Origin of the sequence: Sphaerospermopsis sp. LEGE 00249, from assembly GCF_014299995.1 — a bacterium.
Lineage (GTDB): Bacteria > Cyanobacteriota > Cyanobacteriia > Cyanobacteriales > Nostocaceae > Sphaerospermopsis > Sphaerospermopsis kisseleviana.
Genome location: NZ_JACJUZ010000002.1, coordinates 106,804 through 125,982, shown reverse-complemented (window position 1 = coordinate 125,982; position 19,179 = coordinate 106,804). Strand labels below are relative to the sequence as shown.

The following is a 19,179-nucleotide window of genomic DNA, read 5'->3' as shown; positions in this document are numbered from 1 at the left end:
GTAACTACACATCTAAATTATTAGATTTTCAATTGTTTGAGTAGTTTCTTGAATTAAAATTGACGCTTGATATCTGAGTAGATCAGCTTCATACATTTTTGCACCAATTTTATCAGCATAACTTTTATCTTGAGGATGGAGAACTGGTATTGATGCAATATAACTAGAATTAATTTCATCAATCACAGATCCAAAAATCCCACTTTTGAGTAAATTTTGTCCAATTTCACTTTTCAAATAACCGTATAAATAACCAGGATGCAACTTTTCAGGATCAGGAATTATTCTAATAATATGTTCTGATGCTGCAAAACCTTCCCAGTTTTGAGGCACACTTGATACTATTCCTGTAGTACCACTTCTGGTAATTAAAATCCATCCTGCTTTTAAAGCTAATTGTTGATAGTGAATACTGTCTTTTAAAATTCTTTTTTCTGTGACAGGAATTAGTTGTGTAATATTAGAACCTCCCAAAAAAGGAACTGAGTTTTCTAAATCTTCTGTGTATTCACGTTTAAATCTACCAGGGTAAAAAATATCTTTAACTAAATCTCCTAATGGAGTAATTGTTAAAGATAAATCCTGCTTAACAATTGTAATTAACTTATCGCGTAAATCTATTGATGAAGGACGATAATAAGCAGCATTCAAGCGAATATCGGCATTATTTTTGATGAATTGAGAAGAGATAGTAAAAGCTAATTCCGATACTTGACTGGGATTATTTCCAGCTAAAAAAGCATCATAAGCTGTGGAAATTTCAGGTAAATCAACATCTATTTCTGCCGATTCATTATTTTTAAAAATCGGTCTTCCCCGTCTGTCATGTCCGATTTTTTGGGGACAGGCCATAAATATTGGATAATCTAGTTCATCTCTCCATTGAGGATTAGGATTCAATCTTTTTTCAACTACTAAAAGTGATCCTTTTGTTCCTGTATAGGGTTGAAATGTATCTTCCGGTAAATCAACAATTGCAATTATTTTACAATTTGTCATTAACCATTCACGAACAAAACCTTCTTTGGGTCCGCTGAGGATTTGATATGGTACAACTAATACCATTCTACCTATTCCGGGAATTAAAAAATCTAAATTGCGTTCAATAAATAAAATATCCGGTGATCTGGGTACAATTTTTTCGGTTGATTTTTGCCATTTATGACCCGCTTTTTTCCAAGCATAAGCTAAAGAGAATCTTTTTAATGTTTCTGTATCTTTAACTACAATCTTTGTACCAAAGGGGGGATTTCCTACCATAAAATATCTAGATTTTGGTTGAATACGCTCAGATATTTCCTTTTTCCAAGTTCCATAAGGAGCTAAACTATCTTGTCTTTCAACCAACATTTTAGGTAGGCTAAAAAATTCCGGTGAAGTGTTAGATATCTGCACCAAGTCTTGATCTACTTCTAACCCAATAAGTAGTTCACTAACTAAATTATTTTGTTCTTCTTCGGTAATTATACTTTCTGCTTGAGCTTTATTAATAATAATGTTTTTTGCACTATGTAAAAAACCAGAAGTTCCACAACTGATATCTGCTAATGTTTGATGTTTTTCTCCTGTAAATCCTACTAAATGTAAAGCTAAATCTACTACATAACGATGGGTAAAAAACTGACCTCCTTCTCTTTTAACTGTATAAACTCTAAATGCTTCTAATGCATCACCTAAAACATCTGTAGGAGTTTTTTTCAAAGATAATCTTTCTAGTTGAAAAACAGCATGATAAAGGGATTGATCATCCAAGTCTAAATTTCCTAATTTTTGCTTTTCATTTCTTTCTAAATCATATTGAGTAAGTAATTTACGCAGACGATTTGCGACTGAGACAACAGCATCAGATGGTATAATTTTATCACCATTTAACCCCTGTGGTAGTTCATTTTCTGCAATATAAAAATTAATTCTGTTATGAGGTTGTTCTTCATCAAATTTTTTCAATAAAATTATTTTTTGAATTTCTGTACCCAAACGGGAAGGAATGCGAATATTACTATTACCATAAAAATGATCATGCAAGTCTGATAAAATTTGCTTTAAATCATAAGCAGGAGTTAAATTAGATTTGAAATGTTGACTGAAAATACTATTTTCTTGATTAATTTCAGCCCAATTAGGTAAAAATGGAGGAAGTTCTTGATATTTTTCTTGAGAATTAAGATAGAAAAGCTTTAAGATTTTACCATTAAACCAAATTATTTTTTTTGCTCCTGAGTCTTGAAATGAGTTTACCCATTCATAGCTAAAGGTAAAGCCATTTTTAGCTATGCTGACCACTAATAATGGTTCTATATGCAGGACAGCATCAGGAGAAAAAACAATAATATCTGCTGCGTAATTTTGACCATTTTTACCTAAAAAGCTAGAGTTTAAAAGTAAGCCATTTGGAGGATAGCCAGATGCTTGTATCCTTCTTAATATTTCCTGTCTTGTTGATTCTAGAGAATTTGCTTGTAACGGGATCTTTTGGGACTTGAGATTACTTGATTTCATGAGATTAGCGCAAATGTTTGCTGAATAAATAACCTTCTCTTTTCTTCCTCTTCCTCTTCTTCCTTCACGCTCTTCGCGTCTTCGTGGTTAATTCCTCCTAAAACAAAAGACGCAGAAAACAACTCTCTGCGTCTCTGCGTGAAAAAAACCTAAACCATCTCCGAAGTCTGCACCGTAGGCTGAGGCTGAGGCTGGAACATAAACAGCGAATAAACCACATCACGGCGGATATTCACCATCATATCCAAGAACAACTCATAACCCTCACTCTTATACTCAATCAGCGGGTCTTTCTGTCCATAACCACGCAAACCAACCGACTCACGCAAAGCATCCATTTGTTGCAAATGTTCTCTCCACAAAGTATCTATGCGTTGCAAAATAAAGAACCTTTCCGCTTGACGCATCAAACCCGGTTGAATTTGATCAATTTCTGCTTCCTTAATATCATAAGCAATACGCGCTTGTTCATGGAGGAAAGCCTTAATTTCCGGTACTCCCATATCCTCCAACTGACTAGACTGCATATCAGCCAACAGGTAAACAAACTCCTTCACCTTATCCACCAACTTCTCTAACTCCCATTCTTCCGAAGGTAAATCAGGGTTAATGTAATAATCAACGATGTCATCCATCGTCTTCTCGGCATATTTAATCACCTGTTCCTTCAGGTCTTGACCTTCCAATACCCGCCGACGTTCCGCATAAATAGCACGACGTTGGTTATTCATTACCTCGTCATACTCAAACACCTGTTTACGGATGTCGTAATAATAGGTTTCAACCTTTTTCTGTGCGCCTTCCAAACTGCGAGTCAACATACCCGACTCAATAGGCATATCTTCCTCTACTTGGAAAGCATTCATCAAGCCGGCAACGCGATCGCCCCCAAAGATCCTTAACAAGTTATCCTCTAAACTGAGGAAAAATCTCGTTGTTCCAGGGTCTCCTTGTCTGCCCGCCCGTCCGCGTAACTGGTTATCAATGCGTCGCGATTCATGGCGTTCAGTACCAATAACGTGCAAACCGCCACGGTTCACCACATCATCATGTTCACTACTGGTAAATTCTTCATACTCATGCTTAATGTGTTGGTAAGCTTCCCGCAATTTTTGAATCACAGGATCATCAGTAGGCGCTTTTTCCGCAGCTACCGCGATTTTTTCTTCCGCTTCCAACTCCGGTAAACTTCTTTCACCGTAAGCTTTTACCGCCACGTCTACCGCTTCTTTTAACAGTTGTTCTGTTTCCTTTGATATCTGAGTGGGGAAAATTTCCGGGGAAGCACGCCAAGTTTTCACCTTTTTACCAGGCACAAAACCCTGTCCTCCACCATGACCGGTAGGAAGTCCAGAAGCCCGTTGAATGCTAAACTCATCATCTTCTGGGGACACGATCCGGGGCATAAAATATTCCCGCAACTTTAACCGCGCCATATATTCAGAGTTACCACCCAGGATGATATCTGTACCCCGTCCTGCCATGTTGGTGGCAATGGTTACAGCCCCTCTGCGTCCAGCTTGGGCGACAATTTCCGCTTCCCGTTCCACGTTTTCCGGTCTAGCGTTCAGTAACTCATGGGGAATTTCTATTTCTTTCAAGAGACGGCTAAGAAGTTCGGATTTTTCCACGCTGGTCGTACCCACTAACACAGGTCTACCTTGTTCGTGCATTTCCGCACATTCTTTAGCGATCGCCCGCCATTTACCTATTTCCGTCTTAAACACCATATCCGATAAATCTTGGCGTTTTCTCACCCGGTTGGTAGGAATAATGCTTACTTCTAACTTATAAATCTTTTCAAATTCCACCTCTTCCGTCTTCGCTGTTCCTGTCATTCCTCCCAACTTGGGATACAGCAAAAACAGATTTTGATAGGTAATAGTTGCCAGAGTTTGGGTTTCTGGCTGAATATCTACCCGTTCCTTCGCTTCAATAGCTTGGTGCAGTCCATCACTCCAACGTCGTCCTGGTAATACCCGACCCGTAAATTCATCAACGATCACCACTTCCCCATTACGGACAATATAATTCACGTCTTTGAGAAATAGTTCCTTAGCTTTAATCGCATTAAACACAAAATGCGCCCAAGGATTTTCAGGATCAAACAAATCAGTTACATTTAAAAGGTCTTCCGCTTCTGCAAAACCTTCATCCGTTAACAGGACATTACGTGCTTTCTCATCTACTTCGTAATGTTCATCTTTTTTAAGAGTAAAAGCAATTTCTGCCGCTTGTAAATACTTTTCTGTCGGTCTTTCGACCTGTCCAGAAATAATTAGCGGTGTCCGTGCTTCATCAATCAGAATCGAATCTACTTCATCAATAACACAATAATTAAACGGACGCTGCACCACCTCCGCCATAGAAGTGGCCATATTATCCCGCAGGTAGTCAAAACCGATTTCACTGTTAGTTACATAAGTAATATCACAGTCATAGTTTTTCTTCCGTTCTGTGGGACTCATGCTGGCTTGAATTAGCCCCACACTTAAACCCAAGAAGCGGTGAACCTGTCCCATCCATTCCGCGTCCCGACGTGCCAGGTAATCGTTCACTGTAATAACGTGAACACCTTTACCCGTGAGGGCATTTAAATAACTCGGTAAGGTAGCGACCAAGGTTTTACCTTCACCGGTTTTCATTTCCGCTATTTGCCCAGTATGCAGAATTGCCCCACCGAGTAACTGTACATCAAAATGTCGTAATCCTAACACCCGTCGAGCAGATTCACGAACAACCGCAAAAGCCTCTGGCAGAATATCATCAAGGCTTTCACCCTTAGATATACGTTGTCTAAACTCAGTAGTTTTACTTTTTAATTCATCATCAGAGAGTGCTTTAATTTCTTCCTCTAAGAGATTAATTTCTGTAATGTAAGGCTGGTATTTTTTTAGTTTACGAGCGTTGGGATCGCCCAACAATAGTTTTAGCATGGCAGTTTATAGAACTAGAACAAGGGGAATGGAAATTAAAGGTTTAGCTAAAAGCTATATAATTATAGACGCTTAACTCAACCCAACCGTTTTGGTGGTGGATGGGTAGAAAATGAGAATCAACTCAAAACCGAAATGAAAATTTACCAATCACCCGATTTTGTGATTGGTTTTAACTCATATCTTATAGTTAAACTTCTTTCATAGTATCATTTTGCCACTAGAACAGGTGACTGGTGACTGGTGACTGGTGACTGGGTAATCAATTTGATGTTTCCCAATCAACTATCAACTATCAACTATTATCACCAATTTATTTTTCCCACTCTGGTGTCAGTTTGCGGAAATTATATTCATTTGCACCAGGATGACAACTAACACAACTACCCATTGTTACAGGATTTGGTAATTCTACGCCAGGATGTAAAGCTTTAAAATAACGTGATCTGTTTAAACGATAGGGTGTTTCTTCGTCTTGCAGTTGCACACGGGAAAAGGTAGAAACATATTTCCATACTAAATTGCGTTGTATTCCTATTAAGGGCGTAATAGTTGCGCCATAGTGCTGGGAGTCTTCCAAGATATTTTTCCAGGTTTGGGTAGGAAATACCTCTGGTGGTAAAGCTAGATGACAGGTTGAACAGTTTTCTATATATAATTCTTTTCCTAACTTATATTGTGCGCGTACTACGTCAACTGTACCAATTTCCGGAGGGTTTGCTGCTTGGGTGCTGGTGGCTAGACCTAGTATAAATCCTATGGCGACACTCCAACCGAAAAGAATCAGCATGACTATCAGTAGTTGGCGTTTGAGTTTTTTGTGGGATGATTTAGCTTTAAACATACTAGGCATAAATAGAATTATGGTAAAAGTGAATATTTTGGTTTTTGTATATACCTGATATTTAGACAGATTTTATTATAATTTGTTGCATTAGTTTCTATTTACTTGCAGGTTTTATCATTCCTTTCAAAAAGTGGAATACCATAATCTTCTAAAAAATTCTGTGCTAATGCTTGCCAACTGGCATTTTATCTAGGGTAAAATTCAGGAGTACAAACATAAGCTTCTAAATTTAACCCTGCATAATTCCTTTCTAGTTTATCATCAAATAAATCTATAGTATTTTTGGCGTTGCTGAATCATGGGATGATTTCGCCCAATTTAGAACGAATTTTCAACGGTTTCAAACGCCGATTCATCCCTCTATTATGCAACGCCGTATTTTTTAATTGTCTAATCGCATCTACTCTATTTTTGTTTACCTTCCTCAAACTGGTTGCATTTAATTTGAACTGTACAAAACAGAAATAACTTTCATCAAAAAATACAAAATCACAATGAGAATTACCAAATCCTAAAAGTCCCTGTTTACCATCAATAGGAATAAAAGCAACTCCCGTAGCATTAATGATATTAAATAATTTGCTGCTATCAAAACCATTAATTATAGTTTCCACACCATTGATTTTTAGAATAAATGTATTATCATCGAAATCAATACTGATGACAATAAAAGATTGTCCTTTATAGTCTATAACAGAAAACTCTGCTCTCAATTCTATTTGTACAATATCAGGAAACTTAGGAAACGCATTTGATAGCAGTTCTTTAATATCGTCAAATTTGCTCATCTTCTTTTAAAAGTTCTAGCGTGGACACTGTATAAAGTCTGAAAATCACCACCCAAAATTTCGGAAACAGTATCCAAATAATTTTGTTGAATAGTACCTTTTTCAGCATTAAAAATTGATTGACAATAATGCGTTGTTTCAGAAACAGATTGATTACCTAATGAATAAGCTGAAAAATCCTCAGCTTTTAACCAAGAGTCTTTAGGGATAATTTCTGCTACTTCTGATTCTGCGGAGGGATTTTTTTCCACTACTCTATTTGCAAATAGGAGATTATTAAAAACTGTGAGTATATAAGGACTATGGGTAGTAATGATGAGTTGATTATCTTGATCATGATTCACCATTACAGATAATAACTCAATGAGTTCTTTTTGGGCAATAGGAAATAAATGTGCTTCTGGTTCTTCTATAATTCTTAATACTTTTACATCATCAAGGATATTCAGGAAAATATCTTGTAATATTCTTATCACTTCTTGTTGTCCTGATGAAGCATTAGAAAGATCAATATATTCCTCTGTTTCCTGGTTGAAGACAATTTTTTCTCCTCTGTTATCAATGCGGTATTCACCTTTTATGATTCTTGCTATGTGATTGTTGATTAGATATAATTTTTGCTTGATTGTGGTTTCTTCATAAATTTCAATTAGTCCTTCAAAATTATCAAATTTTTTAAATTTATCTTTGATTTTTCCAACTCTCTCCATGAACTTTAACATTAAAGTTTCATCTATAGTTTGTTCTTTCGGTTGAAACCCTTTTCTTCTATTTCCCTCTATGGTATTCTGAACACTTGCGAATAAATACTTTTCAAAAAAATCAGAATAGCTTACTGTTGCATTTCTACCTGCAATTACAAATAGCGGATTTGTATAATAAATTTCAAACAATTCATTTAATAAACTAGAAAGTCTTTGAACATATTTAATTCTGTTTTGATCAAAAGCCAATTGTTCATGAATAGCATTGGTAGTTAAACCCTGTTGAAAAAGCTTTTTCATCTTACTTGCAGAAGATTTAAAATCTTCATTTAAAAAATTGGAGTTCAAAAATTTAGGATAAAGTTTTTTCCTATCATCAAGGGTTAATCTGAGATATTTATCATTCTCAAAACTGTAATAAAATTTTATTTCAAAATCAGGCAAATGAAATGTAGAACCGAAAAAATCGTAAAATTTTTCTCTTATAGGAAATATAAGGTCAGAAGTAATATCAAAATAATCTTTTTGTGTATCCTGATAAATTTGACTAAACAAATCATCTCTTATGGATTGAAAAAAATAAATCAATTTAGCAATTGTGCTTTTACCGCTTGCTTGCTCACCAATCAAAACTAAGATTTTCTTAACTTCAATCTCTGCATATTCAATAGCAGCGAAATTTTTAATAATAATTTTCTGCATAATTAGCAACTCTCATATCAGCCAATAATAAATTTATTATAGTTGTAACAAGTGCAAGATGTAACTATACAAAAACAAAATTTTACATCTGTTACCTGTCACTCCTTCGGGGTTCGCCACTTGCTTTATGCCGGGAAACCCGTCCACCGCAGTGGCTCACCTGTTACCTTTAAGGAATGGCAACCGATCGCAATAATCTATCAACTATCGTTTTCGCATTCCTTCCCCCTCTAGGAATCAAACGATGACTCAAAACATAAGGTGCTAAAAACTTCACATCATCAGGTATTGCATATTCTCTACCTAAAATAAAAGCTAATGCTTGGGCAGCTTTTTGTAATGCCACACTACCACGAGGACTAACACCTAAAGTAATTTCCTCATCCTGTCTAGTAGTCCGCACCAATTCTAAAATATATTGTTGTAAAGAAGTTTCTACTTTTACCTGGGAACAAAGTTGACGTAATTGTGCGACTTCTTCCAAAGTAATACAAGGTTGTAAATCAGTAACTTGTACACCTTCCTGAAGATTTTGCAGCATTTGTAGTTCTTCTGTTTCCGAAGGATAACCCAAACTCAAAGACAACATAAACCGATCCATTTGTGCTTCTGGTAAAGGAAATGTTCCTTGATATTCCACAGGATTTTGAGTTGCAATCACAAAAAACGGTTGCGGAACAGCACGGGATACACCATCAACTGTCACCTGATGTTCTTCCATCACTTCCAGCAAAGCTGACTGGGTGCGAGGAGTAGCGCGGTTAATTTCATCAGCTAATAAGACATTAGCAAATACTGGACCTGCCATAAAAGAAAATTCGCCGCTTTTGGGATTCCAAATATTTGTACCTGTGATATCTGTTGGTAGTAAATCGGGGGTACATTGTAAACGTTGAAATTTACCATCTACAGAACGCGCTAAAGATTTAGCTAGTAGGGTTTTACCAACACCAGGTACATCTTCTAATAAAGCATGACCACCACCTAGCAAAGCAACTAAAACTAAACGTATAGCTTCATTTTTACCGACAATGGTACGAGCCAGATTTTGGGTTAAAGCGTCAATTTTTTCTCTCATTCTCTTTAGGTAATTGGTAATTGGTAATTGGTAATTGGTAATTGGTAATTGGTAATTCAATTTTGGATTTTGGATTTTGGATTGTTTTTGTTAATTCCAATCTAAAATCTAAAATCTAAAATCTAAAATTTTCTTCCCCAGTCACCAGTCACCAGTCACCAATCACCAATATATACATTGTTCCCAAGTAATTATTCAAATTCAGTATGTCCTATTTAAAATTTCTTTGGCTATGGTGCAGTCAAGTTGAATTTGGGTTTTCAGAGCTTCTATATCAGCAAATTTTTGTTCTGGGCGTAAAAATTTGACTAACTCTACCACTAATGTTTTACCGTATAAATCACCAGACCAATCAAACAAATGTACTTCTACTGTTGAGTATGTACCGTTGACAGTGGGACGGTTGCCAATATTCATCACGCCTAATTTTACGCCTAATTTTTCCACAGGAGCGGTATCAGGGGTTTCACTGTGAATGACAACCCGCACAGCGTAAACTCCCAGACGGGGTAAAAATTTATCTTTTGGAAGTTGCAAGTTAGCAGTAGGAAAACCAATGGTTCTACCTAATTTTTGCCCTGTTATCACCACACCAGTTAAACTATAAGGCCTTCCCAGTAAGCGGGTTGCTCTAGTCATATCTCCTAATTCTAAACTTTGGCGAATTGAGGAAGTGCTAATACGACCATCTTCTGTGAAATCATTGGGGATATTATCAGTATTGTTGGGAAAATTTACTGTATCAGTTTGTATGGGAACTATTGTTACAGGTATATTGTACTGAGCAGCGATAATTTGCAAATCTTTGGCGTTACCCATGCGTTTTTTGCCAAAACAGAAATCTTCCCCAACACTGATTTTTTGACATTGCAGTTTTTGGACAAGGATTTTTTTGACAAAATCTTCTGGTGATAGAGCAGATAATTCTCTATCAAAGGGTAATAATACCAGTTGTTCTACACCTAGCGATCGCAGTTGTTCGACTTTTTCATCTAGGGGAGTTAACAAAGCACGGGGTTGACCAGTAAAAAACTCCTGGGGATGAGGATCAAAGGTAACAACCGTTGAATATGTATGGTTTGGGGATGATGGTACGGTTAATAATTGAGAGGGATGATCTGGTGAGTATTTTGGTAATTTATCCCCATTTCCCCGCCCATTTGAACTAATAGAATCACTTACTGTTGAATGTAAAATTGGTTGAATTACTCTTTGATGACCAAGATGAACACCATCAAATTTACCAAGAGCAACAGCAGTTGGTGTTAGTAGCTGTTCAGTAGAAGCAGCAACCCACATAGAACACCCCCAAAAAAAACAACCAGCCTCAGACAAATTTAGCACTTGGATTCAGGGATTTTAGGTTTATTTTCGTTATCAGCGTTTGCCAACCTCTGCCTTTTAGACGTATTTGAGGCTTGGAGCAGGTGTAGGGTAAGGGGTGCAGGGTGTAAAATTAGCAGACCCATTACCTTGTTTACCAATTACAAATTAGTAATTATCCTAAAAAATTACCTTTTTTAACATTTTTGAATAAGTATCGTCTTGGGGAAGTTATATCTTGTCCAATGATGACGGTCATCATTTAAGAACTGTTCTCTCTCACACTTGTCAAGAGTCACCTATCACCTAAACGATTATTTTATGACTTACGTAAAGGTAATGATTTAGAGACAGCATCTAATACAGGAACATCCAGTATTAATCCCTCTCTGGCCATAATTGCACCAGGAAATTTCTCCGCTGCTTGTTTACCCACATTATCTAAAAAATCATCATTGTGGGCAGGATCATGGTGATAAATGACCAATGTTTTCACATTGGCTGCTTGGGCTATTTTCACCGCTTCTTGCCAAGTAGAATGTCCCCAACCAATTTTTGGTGATTTAGCCCAAGAGTATTCTTCATCAGTGTAGGTGCAATCATAAATCAAAATATCGGCATTGCGTGATAGCCTGAGGACATTTTCATCTAATCTATCAGGAAAATGTTCTGTATCTGTGATGTAAACGGCTGCTCCACCACACCAGTTAACTCGATATCCTACGGCTTCACCTGGATGGTTTAAATGTGTCGTTTCTATGGTAATGTCCTCAATGTGAATTGGTTCACCTGCTTTAACAGTATAAAAATTCAAGTTAGCCTGCATAATCTGCAAGGGTACAGGGAAGTTGGGATGAAGCATTTGGTCATTGAGACGTTGCTCAATGGTTGAGCCATCGGGGGCGATCGCACCGTAGATATTAAATTTATTTCCTTTGATAAAAGCCGGAGTAAAGAATGGAAACCCCTGTAGATGATCCCAATGGGAGTGAGTAAAGAAGATATGACCCTCTACAGGCATTTGGGACAGTAAAGATTGTCCCAAAACGTGAACTCCTGTACCACAATCAAAAATCAAACGTTTACCCCCCACTTGCATGGCAACACAAGGGGTATTACCTCCATAACGGACGGTGTGTGGACCAGGACAGGGGATACTACCCCTAACGCCCCAAAACTGCACTGTAAATTGATTCTCTATCCTAGACATGGTTGTTGGTTGCTGGACTGAGCGGGCGATAAATCAAAAAAATGCTGCTGATTTTTCTAGTTTAAAGTGTAAATTTTACGGTAATGGTTTTAATTTAGACTTGAGTCTTTGGAAATACAGAAAAATTTAAGTAAAGTTAAATTTCCATGTAGACAATTTATGCAGTCCATTGGCATAAGTAAGATTGTATTGCAAAGGAGTAATACTAATGAAATTTTTACGGATAACTTCTACATCTATGGGAATGTGTGGGGGTAAATTTAACCCTGGTGGTGGTTCGACATCTTCTAAAACTTCTCCAGTTAACCAGTAATAAGTTTTGCCACGGGGGTCAACTCGCTTATCGAAAACGTCAACATAGCGACGCACTCCTTGACGAGTGAGAGTGACACCAGCTATTTCTTCCCAAGAGATTGGGGGAATGTTGACGTTAAGTAACATTAAATCTGGTAAGGGTTCTACTGCCAGATGGTCTACTAGCAGTTTGGCAAATTTGGCAGCTGGCTGAAAGTCTTTGTGTGTATGACTGGTGAGACTCAAAGCAATACTAGGAACGCCCTCAATCATACCTTCCATTGCTGCCGAAACAGTTCCAGAGTAAAGAATTTCTGTTCCTAAATTCGCACCTTGGTTAATTCCTGATAATACCAAATCTGGGGGGGAATCGAGTAACGCCCACAATGCCAATTTTACACAATCGGAAGGTGTACCGTCACAAGCCCAAGCATTAACAGCAGGATGAAACAGGGATTCAACCATTTCAGCGCGAATTGGTTGATGTAAGGTTAATCCGTGTCCAGTTGCCGATCGCTCTCGATCTGGACAAACTACACTCACTTGATGGCCTGCTTCGGCTAGGGTGTTGGCTAAGGTGCGAATACCTAAAGCGGAAATTCCATCGTCGTTGCTGATTAGTAATTTCATCTGTTATTGGGGAAAAGGTGATTGGTAATTAATAATTAGTTCATGGTCTGTTGTCAGTGTTTTTGGTAACAACTGCAAAAAAAACTTTTCTCATGCTCTCTAGCTTCTAAACTGTAAACAGAGGAAAGTTGCACCTTGTGGCATTGACTGGTTTATGGCACATTGCTAAGGTTAATTGTCCTTTGTCAGTTGTTGGTTGTTTGTATTTTGCCACTGACTACTGACTACTGACCACTGACCGAAAAATTTTAGATTTTGGATTTTAGATTGTGGATTGAGAATTTTCGGGATAAACTCGGCCTTTTCAGGGCAGAATTAATCCAAAATACTCTCTGCGCTGCCTACGCTTCGCTAACGCCAATCTAAAATCCTCAAGCTCCACATTTTAGGGTGGAGTAAATCCAAAATCCAAAATCGTAAATCTAAAATTGATTGACCCCTGACTAATAATTAATCACGAATGACTAGCAATTTAGAGGAACAACTTTTAGTATTACGGCAGGAAGGAGAAACAGCGATCGCTGCTGCTGATACCCTAGAACGCCTGGAAGAACTGCGAGTTAACTATTTGGGCAAAAAAGGTCAACTGGGGGCGCTGTTACGCAGCATGGGACAAATGAGTGCGGAGGAACGTCCTAAAATTGGGGCGATCGCCAATACAGTTAAGGAAGCTTTACAAAACAGTCTTGACCAGCAACGCACCGCTTTAGAAACTGCCCAAATTCAAGCACAGCTAGAGTCTGAAACTTTAGATGTGACTATGCCCGGTATTTACCGTCCCCAAGGTCGCATTCATCCCCTCAATGGTATCATTGACCAAGCTCTAGATATCTTTGTCGGTATGGGTTACACTGTCGCCCAGGGGTCAGAGATGGAAACAGATTACTACAATTTTGAAGCCCTCAACACCCCTCCTGACCACCCAGCCCGTGATATGCAGGATACTTTCTATTTGCCAGATGGAAATTTACTGCGGACTCACACCTCATCGGTGCAAATTCGCTACATGGAAAAAGAAGAACCACCATTTAAAATTGTTGCCCCTGGTCGAGTTTACCGCAGAGACGATGTAGACGCTACCCACTCGGCTGTTTTCCATCAAATTGAACTTTTAGCAGTGGATGAAGGTTTAACTTTTACAGATTTGAAAGGCACGGTAAAGATATTTTTACAAGCGATGTTTGGTGATTTACCCATTCGTTTCCGCGCTAGTTATTTTCCTTTTACCGAACCTTCTGCGGAAGTTGATTTACAGTGGAATGGGCGCTGGTTAGAAGTAATGGGTTGCGGTATGGTTGACCCCAATGTATTAAAATCTGTGGGTTATGATCCAGAGATTTATAGTGGTTTTGCTGCTGGTTTTGGTGTAGAACGTTTTGCGATGGTTTTACATCAAATTGATGATATTCGCCGTTTGTATAATAGCGATTTGCGCTTTTTAAGGCAGTTTTAACTAATTATCAGTGGTCAATAGTCAGTAGGATAACCACTGAAAAACTGACTAATGACTACTGAATAATTTTTACAATGAACACAAATTTCACAATTATCAATTATTCAAAGAGGATTTATTGATATTGAGTAAACCTTTGACTATTTATATGGATTCCTGTTGTTTCTGCCGTCTTTTAGACGATCCCGTACAGTATCGAGTTCGGTTAGAAACTGAAGCAGTAGTCTCAATTCTAGAATATTGCGATCGCGGCGATTTAGTCTTAGTCAACAGTGATGCTCTAGAGTTTGAGCTTCAAAAAATTCCTGATTCTGGTAATCGTGATCAGATTTTAGCTTTTTTAGGTGCAGCAAATATCTTTGTTGAGTCAAATGAAGATATAGAATCTAGAGCAGAGATTTTATGTGGACTAGGTTTTACTTTATATGATTCATTAGACATCTCCACAATAGAATGTATTAATTTGTCATAAGTTGTAGGGGCGAAGCTTATGGGCGATAATTTAACGGAAAAATCAGACATCTAGATATCCCATAAGCTTCGCCCAGCCCCCATAAATAGGGGTTGCTGAGAAAGTCTTTCCGTGAGGGCATAGGAGTCAGGAGTCAGGAGTCAGGAGGAGATTTGAAAATTTCTTTGCCATCTCTTGAAATCCCAAAAAATGCACACTTTTTCCGGTATACCCTTCAAAACCCTTGCACTAATTTCTGTGTTTATCAGCCTCTAACCTTTGATATATCAAGGTTTTAGGTTTATTCAGCAAACCCTAAATAGGTTCCATAATTTCTTTTCTGGAGATGTCTATTGCATTTAGCATTTGCAGAACCAGCGCCAGTAACAGTCTTTCTGACGACAGATGATCGACTGTTAAGAAAAGCAAGGAATTATATTAATGATGTTAAAATAAATGTAGCTAATCCCGTCAATTGGTTAATGGAAAATCAAAAGTTAATTCAGGAGTTTTAAAAATGAAAGCCAGTGAAATTTCTAGAAGAGGCTACCAAGCACTAATCCAAGAATTAGGTTATGGTGGTGCTGCTAGATTTTTACTAAGATTTGAATCCGGTTTTGGAGATTATACAAAAGATCGTCATCAATGGCTAGATCAATTAACAATGGATGACTTTCGTAATTATATTCAACAAAAACGCCAACAAAAATAAAGGTAAGTATTCAGCTATCAGCGGACAGTAGTCAGCTTTTTAAAGGTTACGCCAAAAATCACGCTAGTGATAATCTACGGTTTTATTAAATATTCTGACTCCTGACTCTTGACTCCTGAATTATTACAAATAAAGTAATCATTTTTTACAATTATCACAATGTCCACAACGCAAATTTTCCGCTTCTTTCCCAAAACCAAAAGCAGTTAACAAAAACTGCCAACGACATTTTTTACTATACAAATATTCACTCATCTGTTTAGCAGCTTGTAATTGCATTTGTGGCTGTTTTCCCGACTTTGCAGAAATCGCATAATGAAAAGGATCAAGCCATTGTAATTGTCCACTACTATGAAGTAAAGAAAGCGCCGTTGCACCATCAGGAAATTGTTTAATTACAGATGTTACTTCTCCTTGTTTTGGTAACTTTTTCGCTAACTGTTGCGCTTTTTGTTGTTGCTGTAAAATTTGTTGTTCAAAAAACTGCTGTCTTTGCTTATCTTCAGCATCTAAAAAACCCGTTGGTTCACTAATTAAAGTTAACGCTTCCGCAGGTTTTCCATCTCTTCCTGCACGTCCAATTTCTTGGACATATTCCGATAATAAAAGTGGTGCTTGAAAGTGAATCACCCAACGGACATCTGGCTTATTTATCCCCATTCCAAAAGCACAGGTACAAACAACGAACGGCATTTTTCCATTTAACCAACTTGCTTCTACTGCGCGTCTTTCTGTAGCACCTAATCCCGCATGATAACTAGCAGTATTATACCCTAATTCTGTTAACCATGCTGCTAATTCTTCGCTATCTTTACGAGTTCTCACATAAATCAAACCTGCTTGATTTTGGTGATTTTTAATGAACTTTAATAATTGTTGTTTTCTGCCTTTTGGTGTCCAAGCAATACGCACATTAAGATGTAAATTATTCCGGTAAGGATTGAGTTTATAACTATCAGGTTTTTGTAACTGTAAAACTTCAGAAATTATCTTTTGTGCAGCAGGATCAGCAGTTGCAGTAAAAGCTGCTATACTAATTTTTGTACCCGGTGGTTTTGTTTTTAATAAAGCTGGACGTACAGCACCCAAACGGCGATAAGCTGGACGAAAAGTATCACCCCATTGTACTAAACAATGAGCTTCATCTAATATCAAACCATTAATTTGTAATTGGGGATGAGATAACCTTTCCCACACAGGAGGACTGAATAAAGTTTCTGGTGATAAATATAATAATCTTAATTGTTGTTTTTCTAAAGCTTGCAATGTTGCCCGACGTTGATAAGTAGGTAGTTCACTATGTAAAAGAGCAGCTTTTTGATTTCGTTGTTTGAGTTCTTCTACTTGGTTTTCCATTAATGCAACCAAGGGAGAAACTACCAAAGTTAACCCGGTTTTTAGGAGTGCAGGAAGTTGAAAACAAATTGATTTTCCCCCTCCTGTGGGCATAATAATTAAAGCATCTTTTTGGGATAATAAACTTTGGACAATTTCTCCCTGTGGAGGACGAAAATCATCATAACCCCAGATTTGTTTTAATGCAGTGCGGAGTTCTGTTAATGATGTGGTCGGGTGATTCATAGAAAAATTTAAGCCTAAATCATTATTTTATGCAGAAATTTGATTAATGCCTACTTGATAAATTACCTGTTCTCGTACTGAATTTGCAGCCGCTACAGCTATTTCTTGCCAATCGCTATCTAATAGTAAAATACTTAAAAGTGACTTTAATACATCCCGATTAGATATAAATTCGTCAATATTATATAATTCATCTTGCTTTAAAATATTTTGCAGTGCTGATAAAGCCACAGGTTCAGGTAATTGAAGTCTTTGAATCAAACATTTCTGTGCTACTTCTAAAGCTGTTTTTTCCCCTATACCCAAATTCCATTCTTGTAAAAGTAACCGCAGTTCTCGGTTGAGTGATACGCGCAACTGTCTCAACTTTCCAAACATTCCAGGATTTTGCAATAAAGCGGGAACTGCTAAACCCCATTCTAACCCTGCGGTTACATCACAGTCGGTTTTATCTTCAATTTCAATTGCTTCTTGAAGAGATGTAGGATTAAAAAGTATGTCAATAGCTGCTGCTACATTGTGATTATTATTCATAAATTTGTTCCTATATTGATATTATTGTTGTAGTCTCAAAATACCATATTCAAAGTATGTCAGATTCTTGTATTCTTCATCAACACCAAGATTGAGCATATTTTGGTTTTCATAAAATCGTTCCGCAGTCTGTAGTGAATGCAGTCCAATTCTCCCACCATAACCTAATTCTACACTTCTCAATCTTGCATATCTTAATAATGCAGTACCAACACCTTTGTATCGTGGTGGACGTTGGATTTCTTTACGATTCCAAGGTGCAGAGGTAATGTACTGGATATATACTAATTTTTGTCCCATTGCCAAACGTGAACCATGTAATTGGGTTTCTATCATCATTAACCCTTGAGTACAATCTTCACACTCAAGGGCATAACCTTCTTCGTTGTCTTGTTTGCTAATATATCCCAGTTTAAATAACCAATCCCAAAACTTATCTTCTGCTTGAACAACCCGCAATTGTTCGCGCCATAATTTTTCATAATCATCAATGTGCTTTTTAGACAGTTCAACAATATTAGCGTTAACAGGTGAATTGTCTATACCTCTATTTAGGGTTTGCTGAATAAACCTAAAACCTTGATATATCAAAGGTTAGAGGCTGATAAACACAGAAATTAGTGCAAGGGTTTTGAAGGGTATACCGGAAAAAGTGTGCATTTTTTGGGATTTCAAGAGATGGCAAAGAAATTTTCAAATCTCCTCCTGACTCCTGACTCCTGACTCCTGACTCCTATGCCCTCACGGAAAGACTTTCTCAGCAACCCCTATTTAGTGGTTATATGTTGCTAACACGGGATAAAGCTAAGAAAGATGATTAAAGATAATCAACAATAGTAAATAACCTCTACTCAATCAACCCAGGTAGGGGTTTTTCTTTGGGAAAGTTTTTTTAGTTTAGAATTGAAATAGCAGTAAGCAGAAATATTAGTTAAAACCAAAATAACTGTTTTTCATGAAGCACAAAATATAACATGGAAGAACTACTCGAACTCAGACAACTTCTAGAACAGGGTAAAATTCCTGAAGCATTAATATTAGTGGATGAATTAGAAGAAATGAGCCTTAGTGATAAAATCAATAAAATTGATAGTTATGGTGTAATTCTTCTCATCCATTTAATTAAACAAAAAGCTGAAAAACGTTCTACCCGTTCTTGGGAAATATCTATAGAAAATGCAATACGGGAAATCAATAAAATCAATAAACGCCGCAAATCTGGAAGTTATTACTTAAATCAAACGGAATTAATGGAAATTCTCCAACAAGGATATCAAGTAGCACTCAAAAGAGCAGCTTTAGAAGCATTTGGAGGATGTTATGAAACAGAAGAATTAGCAGCTATGGTACAAGAATCAGAAATATTAACTGATGCTTTGGAGTTAATTCAAAAATAGATACCTGGTGGTAAATAATGTAGAGACGTTTCATGAAACG

The 19,179-nt window shown here is 37.2% G+C and carries 16 protein-coding genes; 4 read left to right on the top strand and 12 right to left on the bottom strand.

All coding sequences use genetic code 11. The features are described from left to right. Positions 1-12: 12 nt before the first annotated feature. From H5968_RS01550 to surE, 9 genes are all read right to left on the bottom strand, one after another. Entirely contained in the window at positions 13-2,499 is a 2,487-nt protein-coding gene (locus H5968_RS01550) for an N-6 DNA methylase (RefSeq protein ID WP_187038530.1), read from the bottom strand. A 149-nt stretch (positions 2,500-2,648) separates the two neighbouring features. Then, positions 2,649-5,435 carry a preprotein translocase subunit SecA gene (gene secA, locus H5968_RS01545; protein WP_187038529.1) on the bottom strand — a complete coding sequence of 929 codons (2,787 nt, stop codon included), beginning with the start codon at positions 5,433-5,435 and terminating at the stop codon, positions 2,649-2,651. 313 nt (positions 5,436-5,748) lie between these two features. Then, positions 5,749-6,288, bottom strand: coding sequence for a cytochrome C (locus H5968_RS01540; RefSeq protein ID WP_187038528.1), 540 nt, complete (start codon positions 6,286-6,288; stop codon positions 5,749-5,751). A 290-nt stretch (positions 6,289-6,578) separates the two neighbouring features. Continuing rightward, positions 6,579-7,070 carry a hypothetical protein gene (locus tag H5968_RS01535; RefSeq protein WP_222620519.1) on the bottom strand — a complete coding sequence of 164 codons (492 nt, stop codon included), beginning with the start codon at positions 7,068-7,070 and terminating at the stop codon, positions 6,579-6,581. After that, positions 7,067-8,476 carry an AAA family ATPase gene (locus tag H5968_RS01530; RefSeq protein ID WP_187038527.1) on the bottom strand — a complete coding sequence of 470 codons (1,410 nt, stop codon included), beginning with the start codon at positions 8,474-8,476 and terminating at the stop codon, positions 7,067-7,069. Before H5968_RS01530 ends, H5968_RS01535 begins: the two co-directional genes overlap by 4 nt. A gap of 169 nt (positions 8,477-8,645) precedes the next feature. Next, positions 8,646-9,554 (bottom strand): MoxR family ATPase, encoded by a 909-nt coding sequence (locus tag H5968_RS01525; protein ID WP_187038558.1) that lies wholly within the window; start codon positions 9,552-9,554, stop codon positions 8,646-8,648. A gap of 201 nt (positions 9,555-9,755) precedes the next feature. After that, the gene (locus H5968_RS01520; RefSeq protein WP_187038526.1) at positions 9,756-10,853 is read right to left on the bottom strand and encodes a bifunctional riboflavin kinase/FAD synthetase; all 1,098 of its coding nucleotides are present in this window, start codon (positions 10,851-10,853) and stop codon (positions 9,756-9,758) included. Between the two features lie 343 nt (positions 10,854-11,196). Beyond that, the gene (locus H5968_RS01515; RefSeq protein ID WP_187038525.1) at positions 11,197-12,087 is read right to left on the bottom strand and encodes an MBL fold metallo-hydrolase; all 891 of its coding nucleotides are present in this window, start codon (positions 12,085-12,087) and stop codon (positions 11,197-11,199) included. 126 nt (positions 12,088-12,213) lie between these two features. After that, the gene (gene surE, locus H5968_RS01510) at positions 12,214-13,011 is read right to left on the bottom strand and encodes a 5'/3'-nucleotidase SurE (protein WP_187038524.1); all 798 of its coding nucleotides are present in this window, start codon (positions 13,009-13,011) and stop codon (positions 12,214-12,216) included. A gap of 460 nt (positions 13,012-13,471) precedes the next feature. Between surE and pheS the strand changes: the two genes are divergently transcribed. The 3 genes from pheS (at position 13,472) to H5968_RS01495 (ending at position 15,627) form a co-directional block, all read left to right on the top strand. Further along, complete coding sequence (pheS, locus tag H5968_RS01505) at positions 13,472-14,464, top strand: phenylalanine--tRNA ligase subunit alpha (protein ID WP_096572200.1); 993 nt, start codon at positions 13,472-13,474, stop codon at positions 14,462-14,464. 136 nt (positions 14,465-14,600) lie between these two features. Further along, positions 14,601-14,936 carry a PIN domain-containing protein gene (locus H5968_RS01500; RefSeq protein WP_187038523.1) on the top strand — a complete coding sequence of 112 codons (336 nt, stop codon included), beginning with the start codon at positions 14,601-14,603 and terminating at the stop codon, positions 14,934-14,936. 496 nt (positions 14,937-15,432) lie between these two features. Continuing rightward, positions 15,433-15,627, top strand: a complete 195-nt coding sequence (locus H5968_RS01495) for a hypothetical protein (RefSeq protein ID WP_137667341.1) — start codon at positions 15,433-15,435, stop codon at positions 15,625-15,627. A gap of 138 nt (positions 15,628-15,765) precedes the next feature. Here H5968_RS01495 and H5968_RS01490 read toward each other — a convergent pair whose 3' ends face one another. Genes H5968_RS01490 through H5968_RS01480 form a run of 3 tightly spaced genes read right to left on the bottom strand, consistent with a single transcriptional unit; the run spans position 15,766 to position 18,333 of the window. Further along, entirely contained in the window at positions 15,766-17,208 is a 1,443-nt protein-coding gene (locus H5968_RS01490) for an ATP-dependent DNA helicase RecQ (protein ID WP_187038522.1), read from the bottom strand. Positions 17,209-17,235: 27 nt separating this feature from the next. After that, entirely contained in the window at positions 17,236-17,742 is a 507-nt protein-coding gene (locus H5968_RS01485) for a hypothetical protein (RefSeq protein WP_187038521.1), read from the bottom strand. Positions 17,743-17,763: 21 nt separating this feature from the next. Beyond that, positions 17,764-18,333, bottom strand: coding sequence for a GNAT family N-acetyltransferase (locus H5968_RS01480; RefSeq protein ID WP_222620518.1), 570 nt, complete (start codon positions 18,331-18,333; stop codon positions 17,764-17,766). Between the two features lie 383 nt (positions 18,334-18,716). Here H5968_RS01480 and H5968_RS01475 point away from each other — a divergent pair, with 383 nt between their 5' ends. Further along, positions 18,717-19,139, top strand: a complete 423-nt coding sequence (locus H5968_RS01475) for a DUF29 family protein (protein ID WP_187038520.1) — start codon at positions 18,717-18,719, stop codon at positions 19,137-19,139. Positions 19,140-19,179: the final 40 nt, after the last annotated feature.